At 59.0% G+C, this 22,156-nt stretch carries 17 protein-coding genes; 2 read left to right on the forward strand and 15 right to left on the reverse strand.

All coding sequences use genetic code 11. The features are described from left to right. The 7 genes from rpsL to rplJ all read right to left on the reverse strand — a co-directional run bounded on the left by rpsL (position 1) and on the right by rplJ (position 12,682). On the reverse strand, positions 1 to 372 hold the full coding sequence (rpsL, locus tag ACR3FC_RS07125) for a 30S ribosomal protein S12 (RefSeq protein WP_005621086.1): 372 nt from the start codon (positions 370 to 372) through the stop codon (positions 1 to 3). Positions 373 to 806: 434 nt separating this feature from the next. After that, positions 807 to 1,676, reverse strand: coding sequence for a DMT family transporter (locus ACR3FC_RS07130; protein ID WP_480474063.1), 870 nt, complete (start codon positions 1,674 to 1,676; stop codon positions 807 to 809). 138 nt (positions 1,677 to 1,814) lie between these two features. After that, positions 1,815 to 2,594, reverse strand: a complete 780-nt coding sequence (locus ACR3FC_RS07135; RefSeq protein WP_209598267.1) for an SdiA-regulated/phytase-like domain-containing protein — start codon at positions 2,592 to 2,594, stop codon at positions 1,815 to 1,817. Between the two features lie 208 nt (positions 2,595 to 2,802). Beyond that, entirely contained in the window at positions 2,803 to 7,044 is a 4,242-nt protein-coding gene (rpoC, locus tag ACR3FC_RS07140) for a DNA-directed RNA polymerase subunit beta' (RefSeq protein WP_480474064.1), read from the reverse strand. 275 nt (positions 7,045 to 7,319) lie between these two features. After that, a complete protein-coding gene (gene rpoB / locus ACR3FC_RS07145; protein ID WP_480474065.1) occupies positions 7,320 to 11,456 on the reverse strand; it encodes a DNA-directed RNA polymerase subunit beta in 4,137 nt (1,378 codons plus the stop codon). Positions 11,457 to 11,706: 250 nt separating this feature from the next. Next, positions 11,707 to 12,084, reverse strand: coding sequence for a 50S ribosomal protein L7/L12 (gene rplL, locus ACR3FC_RS07150; protein WP_209507787.1), 378 nt, complete (start codon positions 12,082 to 12,084; stop codon positions 11,707 to 11,709). Positions 12,085 to 12,163: 79 nt separating this feature from the next. Then, positions 12,164 to 12,682: a 50S ribosomal protein L10 gene (rplJ, locus tag ACR3FC_RS07155; protein ID WP_480474066.1), complete on the reverse strand. Its 519-nt coding sequence runs from the start codon at positions 12,680 to 12,682 to the stop codon at positions 12,164 to 12,166. Between the two features lie 447 nt (positions 12,683 to 13,129). Between rplJ and ACR3FC_RS07160 the strand changes: the two genes are divergently transcribed. Next, positions 13,130 to 13,900 carry a class II glutamine amidotransferase gene (locus tag ACR3FC_RS07160; RefSeq protein ID WP_480474067.1) on the forward strand — a complete coding sequence of 257 codons (771 nt, stop codon included), beginning with the start codon at positions 13,130 to 13,132 and terminating at the stop codon, positions 13,898 to 13,900. A gap of 57 nt (positions 13,901 to 13,957) precedes the next feature. Here the strand turns inward: ACR3FC_RS07160 and rplA are convergent, their stop codons facing one another. Both rplA and rplK read right to left on the reverse strand, forming a co-directional pair. Next, positions 13,958 to 14,656 carry a 50S ribosomal protein L1 gene (gene rplA / locus ACR3FC_RS07165; protein WP_480474068.1) on the reverse strand — a complete coding sequence of 233 codons (699 nt, stop codon included), beginning with the start codon at positions 14,654 to 14,656 and terminating at the stop codon, positions 13,958 to 13,960. Position 14,657: 1 nt separating this feature from the next. Continuing rightward, positions 14,658 to 15,107, reverse strand: a complete 450-nt coding sequence (gene rplK, locus ACR3FC_RS07170) for a 50S ribosomal protein L11 (RefSeq protein ID WP_480474069.1) — start codon at positions 15,105 to 15,107, stop codon at positions 14,658 to 14,660. 446 nt (positions 15,108 to 15,553) lie between these two features. On the opposite strand from rplK, the gene ACR3FC_RS07175 reads away from it, so the two are divergent. Then, on the forward strand, positions 15,554 to 16,765 hold the full coding sequence (locus tag ACR3FC_RS07175) for a peptidoglycan-binding domain-containing protein (protein WP_480474070.1): 1,212 nt from the start codon (positions 15,554 to 15,556) through the stop codon (positions 16,763 to 16,765). A 96-nt stretch (positions 16,766 to 16,861) separates the two neighbouring features. Here the strand turns inward: ACR3FC_RS07175 and nusG are convergent, their stop codons facing one another. The 6 genes from nusG to ccoG form a co-directional block, all read right to left on the reverse strand. After that, the gene (nusG, locus tag ACR3FC_RS07180; RefSeq protein WP_209507773.1) at positions 16,862 to 17,395 is read right to left on the reverse strand and encodes a transcription termination/antitermination protein NusG; all 534 of its coding nucleotides are present in this window, start codon (positions 17,393 to 17,395) and stop codon (positions 16,862 to 16,864) included. A gap of 195 nt (positions 17,396 to 17,590) precedes the next feature. Further along, on the reverse strand, positions 17,591 to 17,788 hold the full coding sequence (gene secE / locus ACR3FC_RS07185; RefSeq protein ID WP_480474071.1) for a preprotein translocase subunit SecE: 198 nt from the start codon (positions 17,786 to 17,788) through the stop codon (positions 17,591 to 17,593). 99 nt (positions 17,789 to 17,887) lie between these two features. Then, positions 17,888 to 18,046 carry a cbb3-type cytochrome oxidase assembly protein CcoS gene (ccoS, locus tag ACR3FC_RS07190; RefSeq protein WP_209507770.1) on the reverse strand — a complete coding sequence of 53 codons (159 nt, stop codon included), beginning with the start codon at positions 18,044 to 18,046 and terminating at the stop codon, positions 17,888 to 17,890. A gap of 5 nt (positions 18,047 to 18,051) precedes the next feature. Next, positions 18,052 to 20,229, reverse strand: a complete 2,178-nt coding sequence (locus ACR3FC_RS07195) for a heavy metal translocating P-type ATPase (protein WP_480474072.1) — start codon at positions 20,227 to 20,229, stop codon at positions 18,052 to 18,054. A gap of 3 nt (positions 20,230 to 20,232) precedes the next feature. Then, a complete protein-coding gene (locus ACR3FC_RS07200) occupies positions 20,233 to 20,691 on the reverse strand; it encodes a FixH family protein (RefSeq protein WP_480474073.1) in 459 nt (152 codons plus the stop codon). Between the two features lie 2 nt (positions 20,692 to 20,693). Further along, entirely contained in the window at positions 20,694 to 22,121 is a 1,428-nt protein-coding gene (ccoG, locus tag ACR3FC_RS07205; protein ID WP_480474074.1) for a cytochrome c oxidase accessory protein CcoG, read from the reverse strand. Positions 22,122 to 22,156: the final 35 nt, after the last annotated feature.

Raw genomic sequence — 22,156 nt, forward strand, 5'->3', positions numbered from 1 at the left:
TTACTTGGGACGCTTCGCGCCGTATTTCGAACGGCGTTGCTTACGGTCTTTGACGCCCTGAGTATCCAGAACACCGCGCAGGATGTGGTAACGCACACCGGGAAGGTCTTTCACACGGCCGCCACGGATCAGAACAACCGAGTGTTCCTGAAGGTTGTGGCTTTCACCGGGGATGTACGAGATGACCTCGAACCCGTTGGTCAGGCGCACTTTGGCAACCTTACGCATAGCCGAGTTCGGTTTCTTCGGTGTGGTGGTGTAAACACGTGTGCAGACGCCGCGTTTCTGCGGGCACTGCTCCAGGTGCATGGACTTCGAGCGTTTTACTTTGGGCTGCCGCGGTTTGCGGATCAGCTGTTGAATAGTTGGCATTCCGGTTTCTTCCCCGTTTGCAACACACATGACATGCACGCAACTGGCGTGCGGCTAACTTCGCTGCGCTGATGCGTCCACAAGCGCAAAACCCACGAGCGTTCCCATTCCGAGGTGAACGTCGCGGTTGTTTCTCAGAGGGCGCGAACTGCAAAATTGTCCGGGCCTTGACCAGCTCATTACTGGAATCGGCTATGGGGCGGCCCCCGGCACCGAGATGACGCGCGTAATAGGGGGAGTCGGCCCGAGTGTCAACAGCACGATACCGGTTGCCCGGAAATTGGCTGATCCGGGCCGTGCCTATATGGGTGCGCAGGCTCAACCGGGTTCATAAAACTGCCCTGCACCAGAAGCGCCAATGTTAAGCTGAACCCGAAACCGGAGGCCGGGTTTCGCCTTCGGATGACCAGTGTTCAGAGCTTTGTCACGCAGGTTCACGCCGCTTCCCGACTCGCGCGTTCCCGGAACAGCGTAAACAGTCCGGCGGCCACGATCAGTGTCGCACCCAGCATGGTCAGGCCGTCGGGCCATTCATCGAATACGGCCCAGCCCAACCCCAGGGCCCAGATCAGGCTGGAATAGCGAAACGGCGCGATGAACCCGACATCGCCCTGTCGCATGACCATGACGCTGAACAGATAGCCCATCAGGACGAACACGGCCGCCGCTGCAACCAAAGAACCCGCAGCGCCGGAAACCGGAACCCATCCTTCGAACACCGAAGCAATCGCGGCGGCCACCGTGATGGAAAGAGACGTCGCCAGTGTCACCACCATTGAAGGAACTTGGGGCGACATGCGTCGCGTCACCAGATCGCGAACCGTGATCGAAGCCACTGCGATCAGCGCGTAGATGGAATACAGGCTGAAGCCGTCAGGACCGGGTCTGACGATCAGAACCATGCCGCCAAAACCAATGGCAATCGCCAATATGCGCCGCCAGCCGACCTGTTCGGAAAAGACCAGCGCCGCGCCCAGCGTCACGGTCAGGGGCAGCGCCTGCAGAATGGCCGTCACATTGGCAAGCGGCATGTTCTTGAGCGCTGTCAGAAAAAAGAAGGTAGCCGACAGTTCGGCCAGACTGCGCAGCGCAACCAGCCACCGGTCGTGATTTGAGAAATTGAGGTGCAGCGCCCCCAGATAGCGGGCAAGACCGTAGACAAGGAAAACGGCCAGTACGCCCCGCATGGCCACCAGTTGGAACAAAGGCAGTTCCCGAAGCGCGACCTTGACCAAAGTGTCGTTCAGGGTGAAGGCCGCCATGCTGCCCATCATCAGCAAGGCACCTTTGGTGTTTGGGTTCATGTCAGATATGGCCCTGCGCAGAGTGATCGGGCCATTGGCCCAATCGGACAGCCGCCTGTCAACGCATCAAATCAGATCAGCGCAAGAATTGCGCTCTGACGCGTGCGGAGCGTGTCGAAACCGCCCGCTGTGCCCGTATCAAAGACCGGAGACCCGACCGCCTCCGATACCTTCCACAGCCACCCCGGCGCTGAGCGTGTGCGTTGCAATCAACCCACCGGACATGTCCAGAACGCCAAGCTGGTTGCCGTTCTGAAGGGCGACATAAAGCTCGCGGCGTTTGGAGTTGATGCCAAGGCCAAAGCGTTCGATCTGCACCGCTGCGCCGACCGATGGATTGGTCGCGCGGATCGTCCTTAGAACCGTGCCGTTCAAATCCACCTCGGCGATCAGGCGATTGCGGATGAACAGTACATAAAGCGTGCCGGTCGTTTCATCAAAGGCCAGCCCGCCAATCGGCCCCTGTGGCTGGCTGAGGGTTATGTTGCGCACGAATTGGCCGTCGCGGGTCAGTTCCGCGATCATCACCCCGTTCGGATGGTCGAGGAACAGATGGCCGTCGCTGCCCCGAATGGCCAGCCCGCATTCCTTTATGGGGAACTCGTCAGGTGTGATGCCACCGCATCCGGCCGGAACCCGCTGTGCCGCAAAGGTACGCAGGACACGGCCATTTCGGTCAAGCTCCTGTAGCTGGGTACCGGGAAGATTGCGCAGAAAGATCCGCCTTCTCGGCTCATCATAAGCCAGCCCGACGATCGAGCCGGATATCGGGATCAGGCGCGTCGTGCCGTTCGGGATCACGATCTCACGCGATGGCTGGCCCGGCGGCATCCCCACATAGGCATAATCCGTGCAGGCGGCCATCAGGCCCAGACCGAAAACCGAAAATACGCGCGACAGCTTTGTGACAGCTCTCATCATCCACCCCCGTCACCTGTGTGAATTCAAGGCGGATGGTAGCACAGTTTAGCCTAAATCAGAAAAACCCTGCTGTTATTGTAGGTCTCATACGGCAAGCGCGATATGCCAGTGGTCTGGAACTGCCCTAAGCGTGGCGTGCGTTTCAACCCTGAAAAAAAAGGCCCCGCGAAATCGCGGGGCCTTCCTTAACTTGTCAATCGGGCGATTACTCGCGGCTTTCGGGTGTTTCCACCAGAACATCCAGCTCATCCCCGACCAGATCATCATCCATGATCGGCGCAGCCAGGGCAGCGGCCGCTTCGGCCTCTTCCCGGCGGGCTTCGATCACCACATTGTCGCGCGACTGCGCGATGTGGCGGACGGCCTGTGTGGCCCCACCTGTACCGGCAGGGATCAGGCGACCAACGATGACGTTCTCTTTCAAACCAACCAGCTTGTCCTTTTTGCCCTGCACGGACGCTTCGGTCAGTACGCGGGTGGTTTCCTGGAACGACGCGGCCGAGATGAACGAACGCGTTTGCAGCGAGGCCTTGGTGATCCCCAGAAGGATCGGCTCGCCCTGTGCCGGACGACCACCGCGAGCGATGGTCTTTTCGTTGGCTGCGTCGAACTCCTGCTTGTCGACATGTTCGCCTTTCAGCAGGGTGGTGTCGCCTGAATCCAGGATCTCCCACTTCTGCAGCATCTGGCGCACGATGACTTCGATGTGCTTGTCGTTGATCTTCACGCCTTGCAGACGATACACATCCTGCACTTCGTCGATCATGTAGTTCGCCAGCGCCTCGACACCCATGATGGACAGGATGTCATGCGGAGCCGGGTTACCGTCCATGATGTAGTCGCCCTTCTGTACGAAGTCGCCTTCGACAACAGGGATGTGCTTGCCCTTGGGTACCATGTACTCGATGGGCTCCAGTGACTCGTCAGCCGGTTCGATGGTGATGCGGCGCTTGTTCTTGTAGTCGCGGCCAAAGCGCACGTAACCATCGGCTTCTGCGATGATCGCGTGATCTTTCGGACGGCGGGCTTCGAACAGTTCGGCCACACGCGGCAGACCACCGGTGATGTCCTTGGTCTTGGCACCTTCACGCGGAATACGCGCAACAACGTCACCGGCTTCGATCTTCTGGCCATCTTCGACCGACAGGATCGCATCCACCGACATCGGATAGTGAACCGGGTTGCCCGCATCGTTGCGGACCGGTTCGCCATCGTCACCGACCAGAATGATCTCGGGCTTCAGGTCGCTGCCACGGGGGGCCGCGCGCCAGTCAATCACGATCTTCTGGGTCATGCCGGTTGCTTCGTCGGTCTCGTCACGGACGGCAAGGCCCGAAACCAGGTCGACGTATTTGGTGGTACCGGCTTTCTCGGCGATGATCGGCAGGGTGTAGGGATCCCATTCGAACAGCTTGTCGCCACGGGACACTTTCGCGCCTTCCTTGACGAACAGCTTGGAGCCGTAGCCCAGCTTGTGGTTGGCACGCTCTTCGCCGTGATCGTCCTTGATCACCAGCTTCATGTTCCGGCCCATGACGAGGCTTTCGCCTGCGGCATTCACCAGGATCTGCGGGTTCTCGAAGGATACGTTGCCGGCTTGGCTTGCTTCCTGGAACGACTGCTGACCACCTTGCGCAACACCGCCGATGTGGAAGGTCCGCATCGTCAGCTGTGTACCGGGTTCACCGATGGACTGGGCGGCGATGATGCCGACAGCCTCACCCGTGTTCACCATGGTACCGCGAGCAAGGTCACGACCGTAACAGGTGGCACAGACGCCTTCCTCGGACTCGCAGGTCAGAGGCGAGCGGATACGGGTCGACTGAACGCCAGCCTCATCGATGATGTCCGCCATCCGTTCGTCGATCAGCTGACCCGCGGCCACGAGCACCTCTTCCGTGCCCGGACGCAGGATGTCATCGGCAGCCACGCGGCCCAGAATACGCTCGGCCAGAGAGGCGACAACTTCACCGTCGTTGACCGCAGCTTCGGCCGTGATCGCGCGTTCAGTGCCGCAGTCGATCTCGCGAACGATGCAGTCCTGTGCCACGTCCACCAGACGACGGGTCAGGTAACCCGAGTTCGCGGTTTTCAGAGCGGTATCCGACAGACCTTTACGGGCACCGTGGGTCGAGTTGAAGTATTCAAGAACGGTCAGACCTTCCTTGAAGTTCGAGATGATCGGCGTCTCGATGATGTCACCGTTCGGCTTGGCCATCAGGCCCCGCATACCGCCCAGCTGTTTCATCTGAGTGACCGAGCCCCGCGCACCGGAGTGAGCCATCATGTAAACCGAGTTCGGCTCCATGTCCGACCCGTCTTCGGCCTTGGCGACGTTCGAGATGGTGCTCATCATCGCCTCGGTCACGCGGTCGTTACACTTCGACCAGGCATCGACAACCTTGTTGTACTTTTCGCCCTGAGTGATCAGGCCGTCCATGTACTGCTGTTCGAAATCTTTCACCTGATCGCGGGTGTCATCAACGATGCCCCACTTGTCATCAGGAATGACCATGTCGTCCTTGCCGAACGAGATGCCCGCCCTGAACGCTTCTTTGAAGCCCATCGACATGATCTGGTCACAGAAGATAACCGACTCTTTCTGACCGCAGTAGCGGTAGACGGTGTCGATCACCTGCTGCACTTCTTTCTTCCGCAGCAGGCGGTTGACCAGATCGAACGGCGCCTTGTTGTTCATCGGCAGCAGGGCCCCCAGACGCAGACGGCCCGGAGTGGTTTCATAGCGCTTCTGAACTTCGTTGCCTTCTTCGTCGATCTGCGTGATCCGCGCTGTGATTTTGGTGTGCAGATGCACCTCACCCGCGTCCAGCGCGTGCTGAACTTCGTCGATCGAACCAAAGACCTTGCCTTCGCCCGGCATGCCGGCACGTTCCAGCGACACATAGTACAGGCCCAGGATCATGTCCTGCGACGGAACGATAATCGGCGCGCCGTTTGCAGGCGACAGAACGTTGTTCGTCGACATCATCAGAACGCGGGCTTCCAGCTGTGCCTCAAGGCTCAGCGGGACGTGAACGGCCATCTGGTCGCCGTCGAAGTCGGCGTTGAAGGCCGAACAGACCAGGGGGTGCAGCTGAATGGCTTTGCCTTCGATCAGAACCGGTTCGAACGCCTGAATGCCAAGACGGTGCAGCGTCGGCGCACGGTTCAGCATGACAGGGTGTTCGCGGATCACCTCGTCGAGGATATCCCACACTTCGGGACGCTCTTTCTCGACCAGCTTCTTCGCCTGTTTCACGGTCGAAGACAGACCCTTGGCTTCAAGGCGCGAGTAGATGAACGGCTTGAACAGTTCCAGCGCCATCTTCTTGGGCAGACCACACTGGTGCAGCTTGAGTTCCGGACCGGTCACGATGACCGAACGGCCCGAGAAGTCGACGCGTTTCCCCAGAAGGTTCTGACGGAAGCGGCCCTGCTTGCCTTTCAGCATGTCCGACAGCGATTTCAGCGGGCGCTTGTTGGCGCCGGTGATCACGCGGCCACGACGGCCGTTGTCAAACAGAGCGTCCACGGATTCCTGCAACATCCGCTTTTCGTTGCGGACGATGATGTCAGGCGCACGCAGTTCGATCAGACGCTTGAGGCGGTTGTTCCGGTTGATCACGCGACGATACAGATCGTTCAGATCCGAGGTCGCAAAGCGGCCACCATCCAGCGGAACCAGTGGGCGCAGTTCCGGCGGGATGACCGGGATCACGGTCATGACCATCCATTCAGGTCGGTTGCCCGACTCGAGGAAGGATTCAACAACCTTCAGACGCTTGATGATCTTCTTGGGCTTCAGTTCGCCTGTGGCTTCGGCCAGATCAGCGCGCAGCTGCTCGGCTTCGGCTTCCAGATCGATCTGGGCCAGCATCTCACGGATGGCTTCGGCACCGATATTGGCGGTGAACGCGTCCATGCCAAAGGCATCCTGCGCATCCATGTACTCTTCTTCGGTCAGCATCTGGCCGTATGTCAGGTCGGTCAGACCGGGCTCAATGACGACGTAGTTTTCAAAGTACAGAACGCGTTCCAGATCGCGCAGCGTCATGTCCAGCATCAGACCGATGCGGGACGGCAGCGATTTCAGGAACCAGATATGTGCAACGGGCGCGGCCAGTTCGATGTGGCCCATACGCTCGCGGCGGACTTTCTGCAGGGTGACTTCCACGCCGCATTTCTCGCAGACAACGCCGCGATACTTCATCCGTTTATATTTGCCGCACAGACATTCGTAGTCTTTGATCGGGCCAAAGATACGCGCACAGAACAGACCGTCACGCTCGGGCTTGAACGTCCGGTAGTTGATGGTTTCGGGTTTCTTGATCTCGCCATAGGACCAAGACAGAATCCGCTCAGGCGACGCCAGCGAGACCTTGATCTCGTCAAAGACCTTCGGGGGCGTCAGCGGGTTGAACGGGTTGTTGGTGATTTCCTGGTTCATTTTATTTCCTCAATTCCCGGCGGCACAGCGAAACCACAATGTAGCGATTTCGCGAGTGCCAGGTTTGAATTGGATAGCTAGCTCAACAAGTTTTTCGTCGGCTTCCTCGCAGATTGCTTCTCCACGGACGAGACAGCTTTCTGGAATGTCCATAACAGCGCCACACTCACCGCCCTCAACAGCGTGCAAGTTTAGCTTGAACCCGTCATTTCCAGACTGCGCACTCGCCATAGGTGCACACAGGCACCCCATGGACACAATCGCTAAGAAGCGTCTCACTCATCGACCTCCGCATCCAGGAGTTCCATATTCAGGCCGAGGCCGCGGACTTCTTTCACCAGAACGTTGAACGATTCCGGTACGCCCGCTTCAAAGTTATCCTCGCCCTTGACGATCGACTCATAGACCTTGGTCCGGCCGGCGACGTCATCCGATTTCACGGTGAGCATCTCCTGCAGGGTGTAGGCGGCGCCGTAAGCTTCCAGAGCCCAGACTTCCATCTCACCAAAGCGCTGACCACCGAACTGCGCCTTACCACCCAGCGGCTGCTGGGTCACCAGGCTGTAGGGCCCGGTCGAACGCGCGTGGATCTTGTCGTCCACAAGGTGGTGCAGTTTGAGCAGGTACTTGATGCCCACGGTGACCGGACGCGCAAATTGCTCACCCGTACGACCGTCGAACAGGATCGACTGACCGCTCTGTGAGAAACCGGCACGCACCAGCGCGTCGTTGACGTCAGCCTCTTTGGCACCGTCAAAGACCGGGGTTGCGATCGGAACACCGCGGGTCACGTTGCCCGCTGCTTCGACCAGCGTCTCCTCGTCCATGCCGGTGATGCCTTCTTCGTAGACATCTTCGCCATAGGCCAGCTTCATCGCCTCGCGCACCGGGGTCAGGTCGCCGGACCGGCGGTACTCACCCAGAGCCTCATCGATGTTCAGACCCAGACCGCGCGCGGCCCAACCCATGTGGGTTTCAAGGATCTGACCAACGTTCATACGCGAAGGCACACCCAGCGGGTTCAGACAGAAGTCGACCGGCGTACCATCGGCCAGGAACGGCATGTCTTCCATCGGAACAACCTTGGAAATCACACCCTTGTTCCCGTGACGACCGGCCATCTTGTCGCCCGGCTGCAACTTGCGCTTTACGGCAATGAAGACTTTGACCATCTTCATCACACCCGGCGGCAGGTCGTCGCCACGGCGGACCTTCTCGACCTTATCCTCGAAACGGGCGTCCAGAGCGCGCTTTTGCACTTCGTATTGCTCGTTCAGGGCCTCGACGATCTGGGCGTCCTGCTCGTCTTCCAAAGCCAGCTGCCACCATTGACCACGGGTCAGGGTGTCCAGCAGATCCTCGGTGATCACCGACCCTGCCTTGACACCTTTCGGGCCTTTGACCGCAGTTTTACCCAGGATCAGACCTTGCAGACGCGCATAGATGTTGCGGTCAAGGATCGCCAGCTCGTCGTCCCGGTCACGGGCCAGACGTTCGACTTCCTCACGCTCGATCTGCAGCGCACGCTCATCTTTCTCGACGCCGTGACGGTTGAAGACGCGCACCTCGACGACCGTACCGTAATCGCCCGGCTTCACGCGCAGCGAGGTGTCGCGCACGTCAGATGCTTTTTCGCCAAAGATGGCGCGCAGCAGCTTTTCTTCCGGGGTCATCGGGCTTTCGCCCTTCGGAGTGATCTTGCCGACCAGAATATCGCCCGGCTCGACATCCGCACCGATGTAAACGATGCCCGCCTCGTCGAGGTTGCGCAGCGCTTCTTCACCGACGTTCGGAATGTCGCGGGTGATCTCTTCCGGGCCCAGCTTGGTGTCACGGGCGGCGACTTCGAATTCCTCGATATGGACCGAGGTAAAGACGTCATCACGCGCGATACGTTCTGAGATCAGGATCGAGTCTTCGTAGTTGTAGCCGTTCCACGGCATGAACGCGACGACCACGTTCTTGCCAAGGGCCAGTTCACCCATATCGGTCGACGGACCGTCGGCAATGACCTCGCCCTTCTGGACGGTGTCACCCACCTTTATCAGCGGACGCTGGTTGATGCAGGTGTTCTGGTTCGAACGCTGGAATTTGCGCAGACGATAGATGTCAACGCCAGCGTCGCCCAGTTCCAGATCCTCGGTGGCGCGGATAACGATACGCTGGGCATCGACCTGGTCGATGATACCGGCGCGTTTCGCCTGGATCGCAGCGCCCGAGTCGATCGCAACCTTTTCCTCGATGCCCGTCCCGACCAGCGGTGCCTCGGCCCGCAGCAGCGGAACCGCCTGACGTTGCATGTTCGAGCCCATCAGAGCGCGGTTGGCGTCGTCATTTTCAAGGAACGGGATCAGCGATGCAGCAACCGAGACCAGCTGCTTCGGCGACACGTCGATCAGGTCCACATTCTCGCGCGGGGCAAGGGTGTAGTCGCCTGCCTGACGGGTCGAAACCAGATCGTTGATGAACTTGCCGTTCTTGTCCAGTGTCGCGTTCGCCTGCGCCACGGTATGACGCATTTCCTCGGTCGCGGACATGTAGTGAACCTCATCAGTCACCTCGGCGTTCTTGACAACGCGGTAAGGTGTTTCGATGAAGCCATACTTGTTCACGCGGGCAAAGGTGGCCAGCGAGTTGATCAGACCAATATTCGGGCCTTCCGGCGTTTCAATCGGGCACATCCGTCCATAGTGGGTCGGGTGCACGTCGCGCACCTCAAAGCCCGCACGTTCACGCGTCAGACCACCGGGGCCAAGCGCCGAGAGACGGCGTTTGTGGGTGACTTCCGACAGCGGGTTGGTCTGGTCCATGAACTGCGACAGCTGCGACGAGCCGAAGAATTCGCGCACAGCAGCAGCGGCCGGTTTCGCGTTGATCAGGTCCTGCGGCATGACGGTGTCGATCTCGACCGACGACATACGCTCTTTGATCGCGCGCTCCATGCGCAGCAGACCGACGCGGTACTGGTTTTCCATCAGTTCGCCGACCGAACGCACACGACGGTTGCCGAGGTGGTCGATATCGTCCACGTCGCCTTTGCCATCGCGCAGTTCGACCAGAGCCTTGACGCAGGCCACGATGTCTTCGCGGCGCAGGGTGCGCAGGGTATCCGGTGCGTCCAGTGCCAGGCGCATGTTCATCTTCACGCGACCAACAGCGGACAGGTCATACCGCTCGCTGTCGAAGAACAGGGTGTCGAACAGAGCCGACGCCGCTTCGACGGTGGGCGGCTCACCTGGACGCATGACGCGGTAGATATCCATGAGCGCGGTTTCACGGCCCATATTCTTATCTGCGGCCATGGTGTTGCGCATGTAGGGACCAACATTGACGTTGTCGATGTCGAGAACCGGGATATCGGTGATGCCCGCGTCGATCAGTTCCTTCGCGGTACCGCCGATCAGGTCGCCGTCCTTGTCATATTCCAGCGTCAGTTCGTCACCGGCTTCGACATAGATCGCGCCGTTTTCTTCGTTGATGATGTCCTTGGCGACAAACTTGCCAACGATGTGATCGAACGGAACCAGCAGTTCGGTGACGGTGCCCTCGTCGATCAGCTTTTTGACCGCGCGCGGGGTGACTTTCTTGCCTGCCTCGGCAATCACCTCACCTGATTTCGCGTCGATCAGGTCATAGGTCGGGCGGGTGCCGCGAACACGCTCGGGGAAGAACGGCGTGACCCAGCCCTTCTTCTTTTCCAGCTTGTAGGAAACGGTGTTGTAATACGCGTCCATGATCGCTTCCTGATCCATACCCAGCGCATAAAGCAGGGTTGTCACAGGCAGTTTGCGGCGGCGGTCGATACGGGCGAACACGATATCCTTGGCGTCGAACTCGAAGTCCAGCCAGCTGCCGCGATACGGGATGATGCGGCAGGCAAACAGCAGCTTGCCCGAGGAATGGGTTTTACCCTTGTCGTGATCAAAGAACACGCCGGGCGAACGGTGCATCTGGGAGACGATCACACGCTCGGTGCCGTTGACGACAAAGGTGCCATTCGGGGTCATCAGGGGCATATCGCCCATGAAGACATCCTGTTCCTTGATGTCTTTTACCGATTTCGCGCCGGTGTCCTCATCGACATCGAACACGATCAGGCGCAGGGTAACCTTCAGCGGTGCGCTGTAGGTCATGTCACGCTGCATGCACTCTTCGACGTCGTATTTGGGTTTTTCCAGATCGTATTTCACGAACTCCAGAACGGAGGTTTCGTTGAAATCCTTGATCGGGAAAACCGACTGGAACACGCCTTTGATGCCTTCGCCGTCTGTGGGCTGTTCTGCATCGCCGGAGCGCAGGAAAAGATCATAAGAAGATTTCTGTACCTCAATGAGGTTCGGCATCTCCAGCACTTCGCGGATTTTGCCGTAATATTTACGAAGACGTTTCTGGCCAAGGAACGTTTGAGCCATGTCAGATGTCACCTTTCGATGTTCTCAGCGGGCAAAGACACCGTCGGGCCCCGGCATCTTGCACAATCGAGACAACACGTCCGGATCAATTCGTGGCCACCGTCCCGAAGGCGGCCTCCCGATCCGAAAACCGTGTCTTAGAAAACTCCCCATTCTGTGAGGACCTTTCTAAGACAGGTTCGGCTGGACCCGGATTTCTCCGGATCCAGCCAAAATTTTCGGCGCATCAGCGATGCGCCTGAGACCAGGCTTAGGCCAGCTCGACTTCGGCGCCAGCTGCTTCCAGCTTGGCTTTGACGTCTTCGGCTTCGTCTTTCGACACGCCTTCTTTGATCTTGCCGCCAGCTTCGACCAGTTCCTTGGCTTCTTTCAGGCCCAGACCGGTGATGCCGCGAACTTCTTTGATCACGTTGATTTTCGAAGCGCCGGCGTTCTTCAGAACGACGTCGAATTCGGTTTTTTCTTCCTCAGCTGCGCCACCGGCGTCGCCACCAGCTGCTGCGACCATTACGGCGCCGCCAGCTGCGGGCTCGATGCCGTATTCGTCTTTGAGGATGGTTTTCAGTTCTTGTGCTTCCAGCAGGGTCAGACCCACGATGCTTTCTGCGAGTGCTTTCAGATCAGCCATTTTATCAGCTCTTTCCGTTTACAATGTGTGTTCCAACGTCAGGGTAGGTACCCTACGCAGATCATTCAGTGCCAACCGCTTACGCAGCTTCCGCCTTCTCTTCGATGGTGGAAAGGATGCTTGCGATATTGCTTGCAGGTGCGCCAATCGCGCCGGCGATGTTCGAAGCAGGTGCGCCAATGCAGCCCACGATCGAAGCAACAAGCTCCTCGCGAGACGGCATTTTCGAAACGGCTTCAACGCCTTTGCGGTCCAGAGCGTTCTCGCCCATAGCACCGCCGAGGATTTCAAATTTCTTGTTATCCTTGGCGAAGTCCTCGGCCACCTTGGCTGCTGCCACGGGGTCCTCGGAATAGGTCAGAACGGTCATCCCTGTCAGCAGGTCGGCCATGCTTGCACACGGCTTACCCTCGAGGGCGATTTTGGCGAGCCTGTTCTTGGCAACACGCACGGAGCCACCCGCGTCACGGGCACGTGCGCGAAGGTCCTGCATCTCGGCAACTGTCAGACCGGCGTAGTGAGCAACCACTACGACGCCAGAGCTTTCGAAGATTTGGCCGAGTTCCTCGACCACTTTCTCTTTCTGGGCTCTATCCACAGTTCTCTCCAAGTTAGGGGTGAGATCTCACCCCGGCTCATATTTGCCGCGGCTTGCGCCCCGGCGTTCAGGTCCGTTGTTACGGGATTGGCCAAAATTCGCCCGAGGGTGGGACCCTCAGAATTCTTTGGTCTTACCCGTCTCAGGCAGGGAATTAAGGGGCCATATGGCACCACCCACCGTCTTGGACGAAACAAAATAAAGCGCACGACGAATCGCACGCTTTATTCCGCAGGTCTACTTAGGACAGATGGCCGGGGTTTCCAAGAGGTAAATTGTGATAAATCAAACGCAACAAGGGATGACCAAGACAACAAGATAAAGTGCGCTGACGAGCAATTGATTAGGTCGAATTACAGGGTTGAGCGCAAAATAGTTCGTGACATTGTTCCAACTTCAAGACTATAACCCGACAATTTTTCTCAGAAACAAGACGAAGCAGAAAAAATGTGTAGAATTGCCGCCTATTGCGGACCAAGTATTCCGCTTGAAAACATCGTCATCCGGCCCCAGCATTCATTGCTGGAGCAAAGCCAGCACGCGGCCGAGGCAAAGCTTGCCGTCAATGGCGATGGCTTCGGTATGGCATGGTACGCGGATCAGGATCGTCCCGGCCTGTACAGGGATGTCCTGCCCGCGTGGTCGGATGGTAACCTGGTCGATCTTTGCAGGATGATAAAATCCTCGCTGTTTTTGGCCCATGTCCGCGCGTCGACATTCGGCGAAGTGTCGCGCGCAAACTGCCACCCTTTTACATTTGGCAAATGGTCCTTCATGCACAATGGTCAGATCGGAGAGTTCGGGCGTTTGCGCAGACGGCTAGAATCCTCACTGCCGGACGAGCTTTATGCGGCGCGGCGCGGGTCGACGGATTCAGAGCTTCTGTTTCTGCTGCTGCTGGCCAACGGGCTGGATGATGCGCCGCAGGACGCTGTTGTCGCAACTCTGCGTCAGATCGATGCGCTTGACAGTCATCGGACGCAACCGGATCGCATGGCCGTCGCCTTTTCAGATGGACAGAGCCTGTATGCGTTTCGATATTCCAGCGACCAGCGCAGCCCGTCCCTGTATTTCGGGGAAGGGCTGGACCACGGCGGCAAGGTCATTGCATCCGAACCTCTGGACAAGGGCATAGGAAAATGGACGCCCATAGAAGACCGGAGTTTCTTTACCCTGACCGGCGAAACTGCCAGCCATACCGCGTTGCCGTTCAGCTAATCGAAAACGGGCGGTCCGATTGGACCGCCCGCAACATTGCTTTGGCGTAGATCAGGATTATTCGCCCGAAGCTTCTGCCACATCAACGGTCACACCGGGGCCCATGGTCGAGCTCAGCGCGATTTTCTTCATGTAGGTGCCTTTGGCGCCCGACGGCTTGGCCCGGGCAACAGCCGAGACGAAGGCGCGAATGTTTTCGGCCAGCTTGGCGTCATCGAACGATGCTTTGCCAACGCCTGCGTGCACAACGCCGCCTTTTTCCGCCTTGAACTGAACTTCACCGCCTTTGGCTGCTTCCACGGCTGCTTTCACATCCATGGTCACGGTGCCAACCTTGGGGTTCGGCATCAGGTTACGGGGGCCCAGAACCTTACCCAGACGACCGACGATCGGCATCATGTCCGGGGTTGCAATGCAACGATCGAATTCGATGGTGCCGCCCTGAATGGTTTCCATCAGGTCTTCTGCACCAACGATATCCGCGCCTGCTTCTTTCGCTTCGTCAGCCTTCGCGCCACGTGCGAACACAGCAACGCGCATGTCTTTGCCTGTGCCATTCGGCAGGCCGACAACGCCGCGCACCATCTGGTCTGCGTGACGGGTGTCAACGCCCAGGTTCATCGCGATTTCGATGGTCTCGTCGAATTTCGAAGTTGCATTGGCCTTGACCAGAGCAACAGCTTCGTCCACCGACAGGTTTTCCTTGCCAGCGACGGCTTCGCGCGCAGCGCGGGTACGTTTACCGAGTTTTGCCATCTTACTTCACCTCGATGCCCATGGAGCGGGCCGAGCCCAAGATGATCTGCATTGCGCCTTCGATGTCGTTGGCGTTCAGATCTTTCATTTTGGCTTCGGCGATTTCACGAACCTGCTTCGAGGTCACGGTTGCGATCGTTTCACGACCGGGATTTTCCGCTCCACGAGGGCGGTTCCGCTTGCCAACCGGCTTCAGACCAGCTGCTTTTTTCAGGTAGTAAGACGCCGGCGGCGTCTTGATGTCCATGGTGAAGGACTTGTCCTGATAGTAGGTGATCACGGTCGGGCACGGCGCGCCGGGCTCCATGTCTGCGGTCTTGGCGTTGAACGCCTTGCAGAATTCCATGATGTTGATGCCGCGCTGACCCAGCGCCGGACCAACCGGCGGCGACGGGTTCGCCTGACCTGCAGGAACCTGCAGTTTCATTGTACCAGCAAGCTTCTTGGCCATTTGGTTTTCCTTTCAACTAAGGTGAAACGCGTCTCACCCAGATTATGTTGCGTGGTCCGGCCCGGGATCGCGATCCCGGTAACCTCCCACGAGAGAATCTCGCCCGAAGACGATGGGGCGGCGTTTACAGGGGATCATGGGGGTTGGCAAGTGGCCCGCCATTCAATTCGGGATCACCGAATCGAGTTTCAAATCGATAAACACCGGCGTCGACGCGCCATGGCGGGAAATTGCTGGTCATTCCGGTCAAACTCAGGAAATCCCAGGCGGCCTGTAAAACGAGGTTTCGCGCTATATTAAGGGTTTATTTTGCTTGAAAAAACCGGAGCGAACCCGGCGCCCGACCGACAGACTGCTGTGGCTTCGTTCCTTGCGCCGCATAAATAACCGCGCCATGCTGCGGCTGTGCTATAATCGGGGAAAACTAATTTGTTCGGAGGTTCGTCATGATTATTCGTTTATTAACTATGCTTGTCGCCGCACTGTCTTTTGCGGCGTCCGTTCCCCAGACCGCACGGGCCGATGCGGGCGACTTCATCGGCGGTGCTGTCGTTGGCGGGGTCGTCGGATACGCGATCGGCAAGGACCAGCAAAAGAAAAAGTCCCGGTCTTCAAGCCAGACCTACCGGTCAGGCATTCCGTCCACCTCGCAAGGGGCGCAGACACAGACCGCGCTCAACTATTTCGGCTATAATGCCGGGCGTGTCGATGGGCAGGTCGGGCATGGGACCCGGTCGGCGATCGAACGCTATCAGGTGTCCATGGGCTATCCTGTGAATGGCTATGACTTCCAGCCCTATCAGTATGACTTTCTGATGCAGGCCTATTACTGGGCGACAAGCGGTGGGCAGGCGGCAACCCAGCTTTCGGGTCAACCGCTTTTGATGGCCTATCGGCAACAGGTGCAAACCGGCTCTGCGTTGGCGGCGGCACCTCAGACCCAGGCCCCGGCCATCCCGGTTATCACGCCTCAACAGGCCGAACCCGCAACAAGCGCCGCTGAAGCTACGACAGCCAGCCTGCCGAGCCTGTTTTCCGGCGGTACCGGAGGCCCATCGTTGGCTAATCGGTGCAGCGGGGTCATGCTGCAAACGTCGACCAATGGCGGCTATACGACCCTGTCCAACATGTCCGATCCTGACTTTGCGCTCAGCGAGCAATTCTGCCTTGCCCGCAGCTATGCGATGGCACAGGGTGAAGAACTGATGCAGGACATCCAGGGCCTTACACCCGATCAGGTCGCAGCCCAGTGCGCCGCTTATGGCGACATGTTGGCACCGCAAGTTGACGCGCTGTCTATCAACTCGAAATCAGAGGCTGAAACCCAGGTGCGCAAGCTTGCCTTGGATTCGGGTCTAAGCCCTGCTGATCTTGCCGCGACCAGCAAGGTCTGCCTTGCGATGGGATATCGTCAGGACAACATGGATACCGCGGTTGGCTCCGCGCTGATGCTGGTTGCCATGGGTGAACCCGCATACGGAGAACTGGTCGGTCACCACCTGCGCGAAGGCTTTGGTGTCCAGGCGCGCCGCGACCTTGCGATGCAATGGTATGATGCAAGCCTTTCGGCGCTGGATTCCGGGTCGCAGGCGGTTTTCCTGCCATCCCAGACCGACCGCCCGCAGCTTTTGCGCGCAGCCATGGTTCAGTCGCAGTAAGCCCATTTGAAAACTGTATCGGCCCGTGTAAGGCTGAAACTGAAAACGCCGCGATGCTTTGACATCGCGGCGTTTCGAATTTCTCTGGCAGAACGCTTAGCTTTGCTTGGTGACCTGCGTGAAGTCCAGCTCGACCGGGGTTTCGCGGCCAAAAATCGACACCGAAACCTTCAGCTTTTGCGCCTCGTCGTCAACGCCCTCGACCATGCCGTCGAAATCCTCGAACGGGCCGTCGTTGACCTTGACCTTTTCGCCGATCTCGAAAGTGATCATCAGCTTGGGCGCTTCTTCGCCTTCCTGAACGCGGTTGAGGATCTGGTTCACCTCGGCGTCGCGCATCGGCATCGGGCGACCTTGCGGGCCCAGAAAGCCGGTGACGCGGTTGATCGAGTTGATCAGGTGATAGCCCTGATCCGACATTTCCATATGCACCAGCACGTAACCCGGCATAAAGCGGCGTTCGGTGGTGACCTTCTTGCCCCGGCGCACTTCGATCACCTCTTCGGTGGGCACCAGAACTTCGTCGATATCGTTCTCAAGGCCCTGTTCAGCCACCGACGTGCGGATCTGCTCTGCGATCTTCTTTTCGAAATTCGAAAGAACGCTGACCGAGTACCACCGTTTCGCCATGAACCTGTCGTCCTTGTTTGTCTTCGGGGTATCACATCTTGCGGACACACCCGTCATTTAAATCCTGTCACGTTATCCGGAATAAAAAGCGGCGCGCGGCCCGAATCGCCACACGCCCATTCCGAATATGCGTCACCTACTCTGACATCGCGCGAGGTGCAAGGGGCAGTCGTATTTGCCCCCGCCTGAACCGGCTTAGCCGAAAGCGCCCAGAACCAGCTGAAGGCCGCCCCGGATACCCAGATCGACCAAAGCAAAAAACACAGCTGTCAGCGCCGCCATGATGAAGACCATGACCGTGGTCAACAGCACTTCGCGCCGGGTCGGCCAGACGACCTTGGAAACTTCGGCACGGACTTGCTGAATGAACTGGATCGGGTTGGTGGTGGCCATTTGGCGTGTTCTCTCTGCTTGCGGATGGGCCGGACATAGCCGGGCATTGCGGCAATTTCAAGGGCGCTTGGATGAACTCTGCGCATATCGGGCGATTGGTCAGGGTTTGGGTTTGTCGTCCCACTCGTCACTCAGGATGCGGCGCGCGTCGCCATCGGGGTCTTCGTACTGATTGGAACGAACGGTATAGATAAAGGCGACCAGACCAACGCCCCCCAGAAACAGGGATATCGGGATCAGATAGGCAAGCACTTCCATCAGGGTTACCTCAGCCGCAATGCGTTCAGCGATACGGTAATTGAAGAGGTCGACATCGCCAAGGCCGCGATCAGCGGTGTTGCCAGTCCGATCACGGCCAGCGGAACGGCAATCACGTTGTAAACGGTTGCGATCTGGAAGTTCTCGCGGATGCGACGGGTGGCCTTGATGGCCGTATCGCAGGCATCCGCAATGGGCAGAAGGTCATTGCCCAGAAGAACGATGTCCGAGGCAACCCGCGCCGCATCCAACGCCGAGGCCGGAGAGATCGACACATGTGCCGCCGCCAATGCAGCCGTGTCGTTCAGGCCGTCCCCCACCATCAGAACTTTGCGGCCCTGATCCCTGAGGTCCTGAATGCGCTGTGCCTTGTCCTGCGGCAAAGCCTCGGCGACCCAATCCGTTATTCCCAGCTTCTCGGCCAAAGATTGCACGGCGCCCTTCGAATCCCCCGAGATCAACAGCACATGCTTGCCTGACGCCCGCAACGCTTCCACCGCCTCGGCCGCGCCTGGGCGCAACGCGTCCGAGAAGCGGAACGCCAAGGGCGCATCGTCGCCAATTGCAAGCCAGGCAGACGTTTCCGCGCCCTGCTGTGCGCCGAGCCATGCGGCCCGGCCCAAACGAACGCGTTGACCGCGGTATTCCCCTTGGGTGCCGTATCCCGGCACTTCGGTTATGTCCCGAACATTTGCAGGCTTGATCCCGGCCTGTCGCGCGGCTTTGGCCAATGACACGGACAAGGGATGCGCAGAGGCCTCGGTCAGGGCCAGCGCAACCTCGACCTGCGCGCGGGCGTGATCGCCAAGATTGACCAGTTCCGGCGCACCCGAGGTCAGCGTGCCCGTCTTGTCGAACACCACGGTGTCGGTCTCGGACAACCGTTCGAGCGCGGTTGCGTGCTTGATCAGCATACCCTTGCGGAACAACCGGCCCGAGGCAGCGGTGGTCACTGCCGGAACAGCCAGACCCAAGGCGCAGGGACAGGTGATGATCAGAACCGCCGCGGCGATGTTCAGAGCGGTGCGCAAATCGCCCGAATAGATGTACCACCCCACAAAGCTGAGCGCCGAAAGGATGTGGACACCGGGCGCATAAAGCTTGGCGGCCTTGTCGGCCAGCGAGGTATAGCGGGACCGCCCCGATTCAGCGATGGCCACCAGATCCGCCATCCGGTGCAGCGACGTATCCTGCCCCACTGCTGTGGCGCGCAGGGTTAGCGGACCTGTCAGGTTGACCTCGCCCGCACTGACCAGCTGGCCGGCTTCGGCAAACACCGGCAGGGTTTCCCCCGTCAACAGCGAACGGTCCAGTTCGGATTGGCCAGACACAATCTGACCGTCCACCGGCATTCGGCCACCGGGGCGCACAAGGATCAGATCACCAACCTTCAGATCGGCCACCGCAACTTCGGCCTCTAGCCCGTCCACGATGCGGATGGCGCGCGGCACTTCCAGAGCGGTAAGCTCTTCTGCCGCGGATCGGGCTGCGGCGCGGGTGCGGTAGTCCAGATATCGGCCCGCCAGCAGGAAGAATGTCAGGGTCAGCGCGGCATCGAAATAGGCATGCTCTCCGCTCAGTGCGGTCTCCCACAGGGATGTGACCAGCGCCAGCAGGATCGCCAGCGTGATCGGCACATCCATGTTCAGCCGCCGTACCCGCAGGGCGCTCCAAGCGTTGGCAAAGAACGGTTGCGCCGAAAAGGCAATGGCGGGCAGCGCGATTGCAGCGGAGATCCAGTGGAACATGTCACGCGTCGCGTCTGTTGCGCCGGACCAGACCGACACCGACAACAGCATCACGTTCATGGAAGCAAACCCGGCGACGGCCAGTCGCATCAGCAGGTCACGTCCCGCCTTGTCCGCCTGTGTTGCCGACAAAGCGCCGGGGTCAAGCTCGTGCGCTTCGAAACCTGCCCGTTCAAGCACCGGGATCAGATCGGCCGCTCGGGTTTCCGGCGCGGCTTTGATCATCGCCCGTTTCAGAGTCAGGTTGACCCGCGCGTCTTCGACACCGGGATGGGCGTTCAGTTCACGTTCGACCGTCGTGATACAGGCCGAGCAGTGGATGCCCGGCAAGGACAAGGCAATCTGCACATCTTCCGGAATCGGGCGCGCGGGTTCTGCTGGTGCTGCCAGACACCCCGGGCAGGCCGCCGTACCGGATGAAAGCTGCGCCGTCATCGGCTACCCTTTCACATACAGCGGAACGCGCTGCGAAAACTCGGCGCCACTGCCGTCACGCGCGACCAGCCGGATATTCCAGTTGCCCTTGCCCAGCATGGCCGGAGTGGCATAGGCCGCGCCGTCAAAGGTGAAATCCGGTGCGAAATCGTCCCGCACATGGGTTGCGCGGCCAACCACCGCCTGCAATTCGCTGACCTGAACCGGTGCGCCGGTCGCGTCCGTAATATGCAGGATCAGAAGACCACCTTTGGTTTCTGCCCGAACCGTCCAGCCCAATGCCTGCTGCTCTTTCAGGCGATCGTTGAACTCCTGGCTGGCAACGTAGGAATTCTTGACCTCCAGCCCCGGAAACGTCTTCACCGCATTATAAGCCAGCACGAGGTTCACCGCGATGATCACGCCAAAGGCGCCGACAAACACCGCCAAAGCGTGCTTTCCGGTGAATTTACGTTCGGTCATGATCAGTTCCCCCGTCCGTTGAACGTGGTGTCTTTGTAAGCACGTTCGCCGCTGCTGAGGTCTTCGACCCAGATCCGCACTGGCGTCGCTTCTGCTGCCGCCGGACCGCTGTCACGGGATGCCACGATATATACACGGGTCAATTGTGCCGTATCCGCCGTGACATTCACAGTATCTATCTTGGTTCCCTCAATTTCCAATCGCATCGACGGATCGCCCGCCAGAGACAATTTGAACAGGCGGTCCTCACCGTGCTTGTTGCGCAGCCTGACGTCATAGGTGTTTCGAATGGTGCCATCCGACAGAGTGACAAAGGTCGGGTTGCGCACGGGTGCTACGGTCAGATCGATGTCAGAGCGAATGAACAGGGCGAACAGCAGCGCAACCCCCACCAGTGACCACAACGAGGTGTACAGGATCGTACGGGGCCGGAAGATGTGTTTCCAGACATTCTTGGGCGGCTGGCCTGAGCGTTCGCGCGGCTCGTCGCTGAGCGCCATATAATCGATCAGCCCGCGCGGTTTGCCGATCTTGGCCATCATGTCGTCACACGCGTCGATACACAGAGCACAGGTGATACATTCAAGCTGCTGACCATCGCGGATATCGATTCCGACAGGGCAGACATTGACGCAGGCCATGCAGTCGATGCAATCCCCCAACTCGGAATCAGCTGTCCGCTTGCCTTTGCCGCGCGGCTCACCACGCCATTCGCGGTATCCCACGACCAGCGTATCTTCATCCATCATCGCGGCCTGAATGCGCGGCCAAGGACACGCGTAGATACAAATCTGTTCGCGGGCGAACCCGCCGAAAAAGAAGGTCGTGCCAGTCAGAACCAGCATCGTCGTGTAAGCGACGGGATGCGCGTTGCCCGTCACAAGATCGCGGAGCAACGTCGGCGCATCCGCAAAATAAAACACCCAGGCACCGCCGGTGGCCAGGCCGATCAGGAACCAGGTTACCCATTTCGTCAACCGGAGCCGAGCCTTGCGGAAATCCAGCTTTTCCTGACGATGCAGGCGCAAACGGGCGTTTCTGTCGCCTTCGATCCAGCGCTCGACCAGAATGAAAAGGTCAGTCCAGACCGTTTGCGGGCAGGCATACCCGCACCAGACCCGCCCCAGCGCAGATGTGAATAGAAACAGACCTAGCCCCGCCATGATCAGCAGGCCCGCCACGAAATAAAACTCGTGCGGCCAGATTTCGATCCAGAAGAAATAGAAGCGTCGGTTTGCCAAATCCAGCAGGACGGCCTGATCCGGCAAGCTGGGGCCGCGATCCCATCTGATCCAGGGCGTTACATAGTAAATGCCCAGTGTCACGATAAGGATGATCCATTTCAGGTTCCGAAATGGCCCAGAAACGCGCCTTGGAAAGATCGGTTCTCGTGCGGCGTATAGGCTGGGGGTGGGGTTGGAATCGCTCACAGGCTGGCTCCGGTACTGGCTCTTCTGAGTGTGTG

This window comes from Ruegeria sp. AF3, from assembly GCF_056536285.1.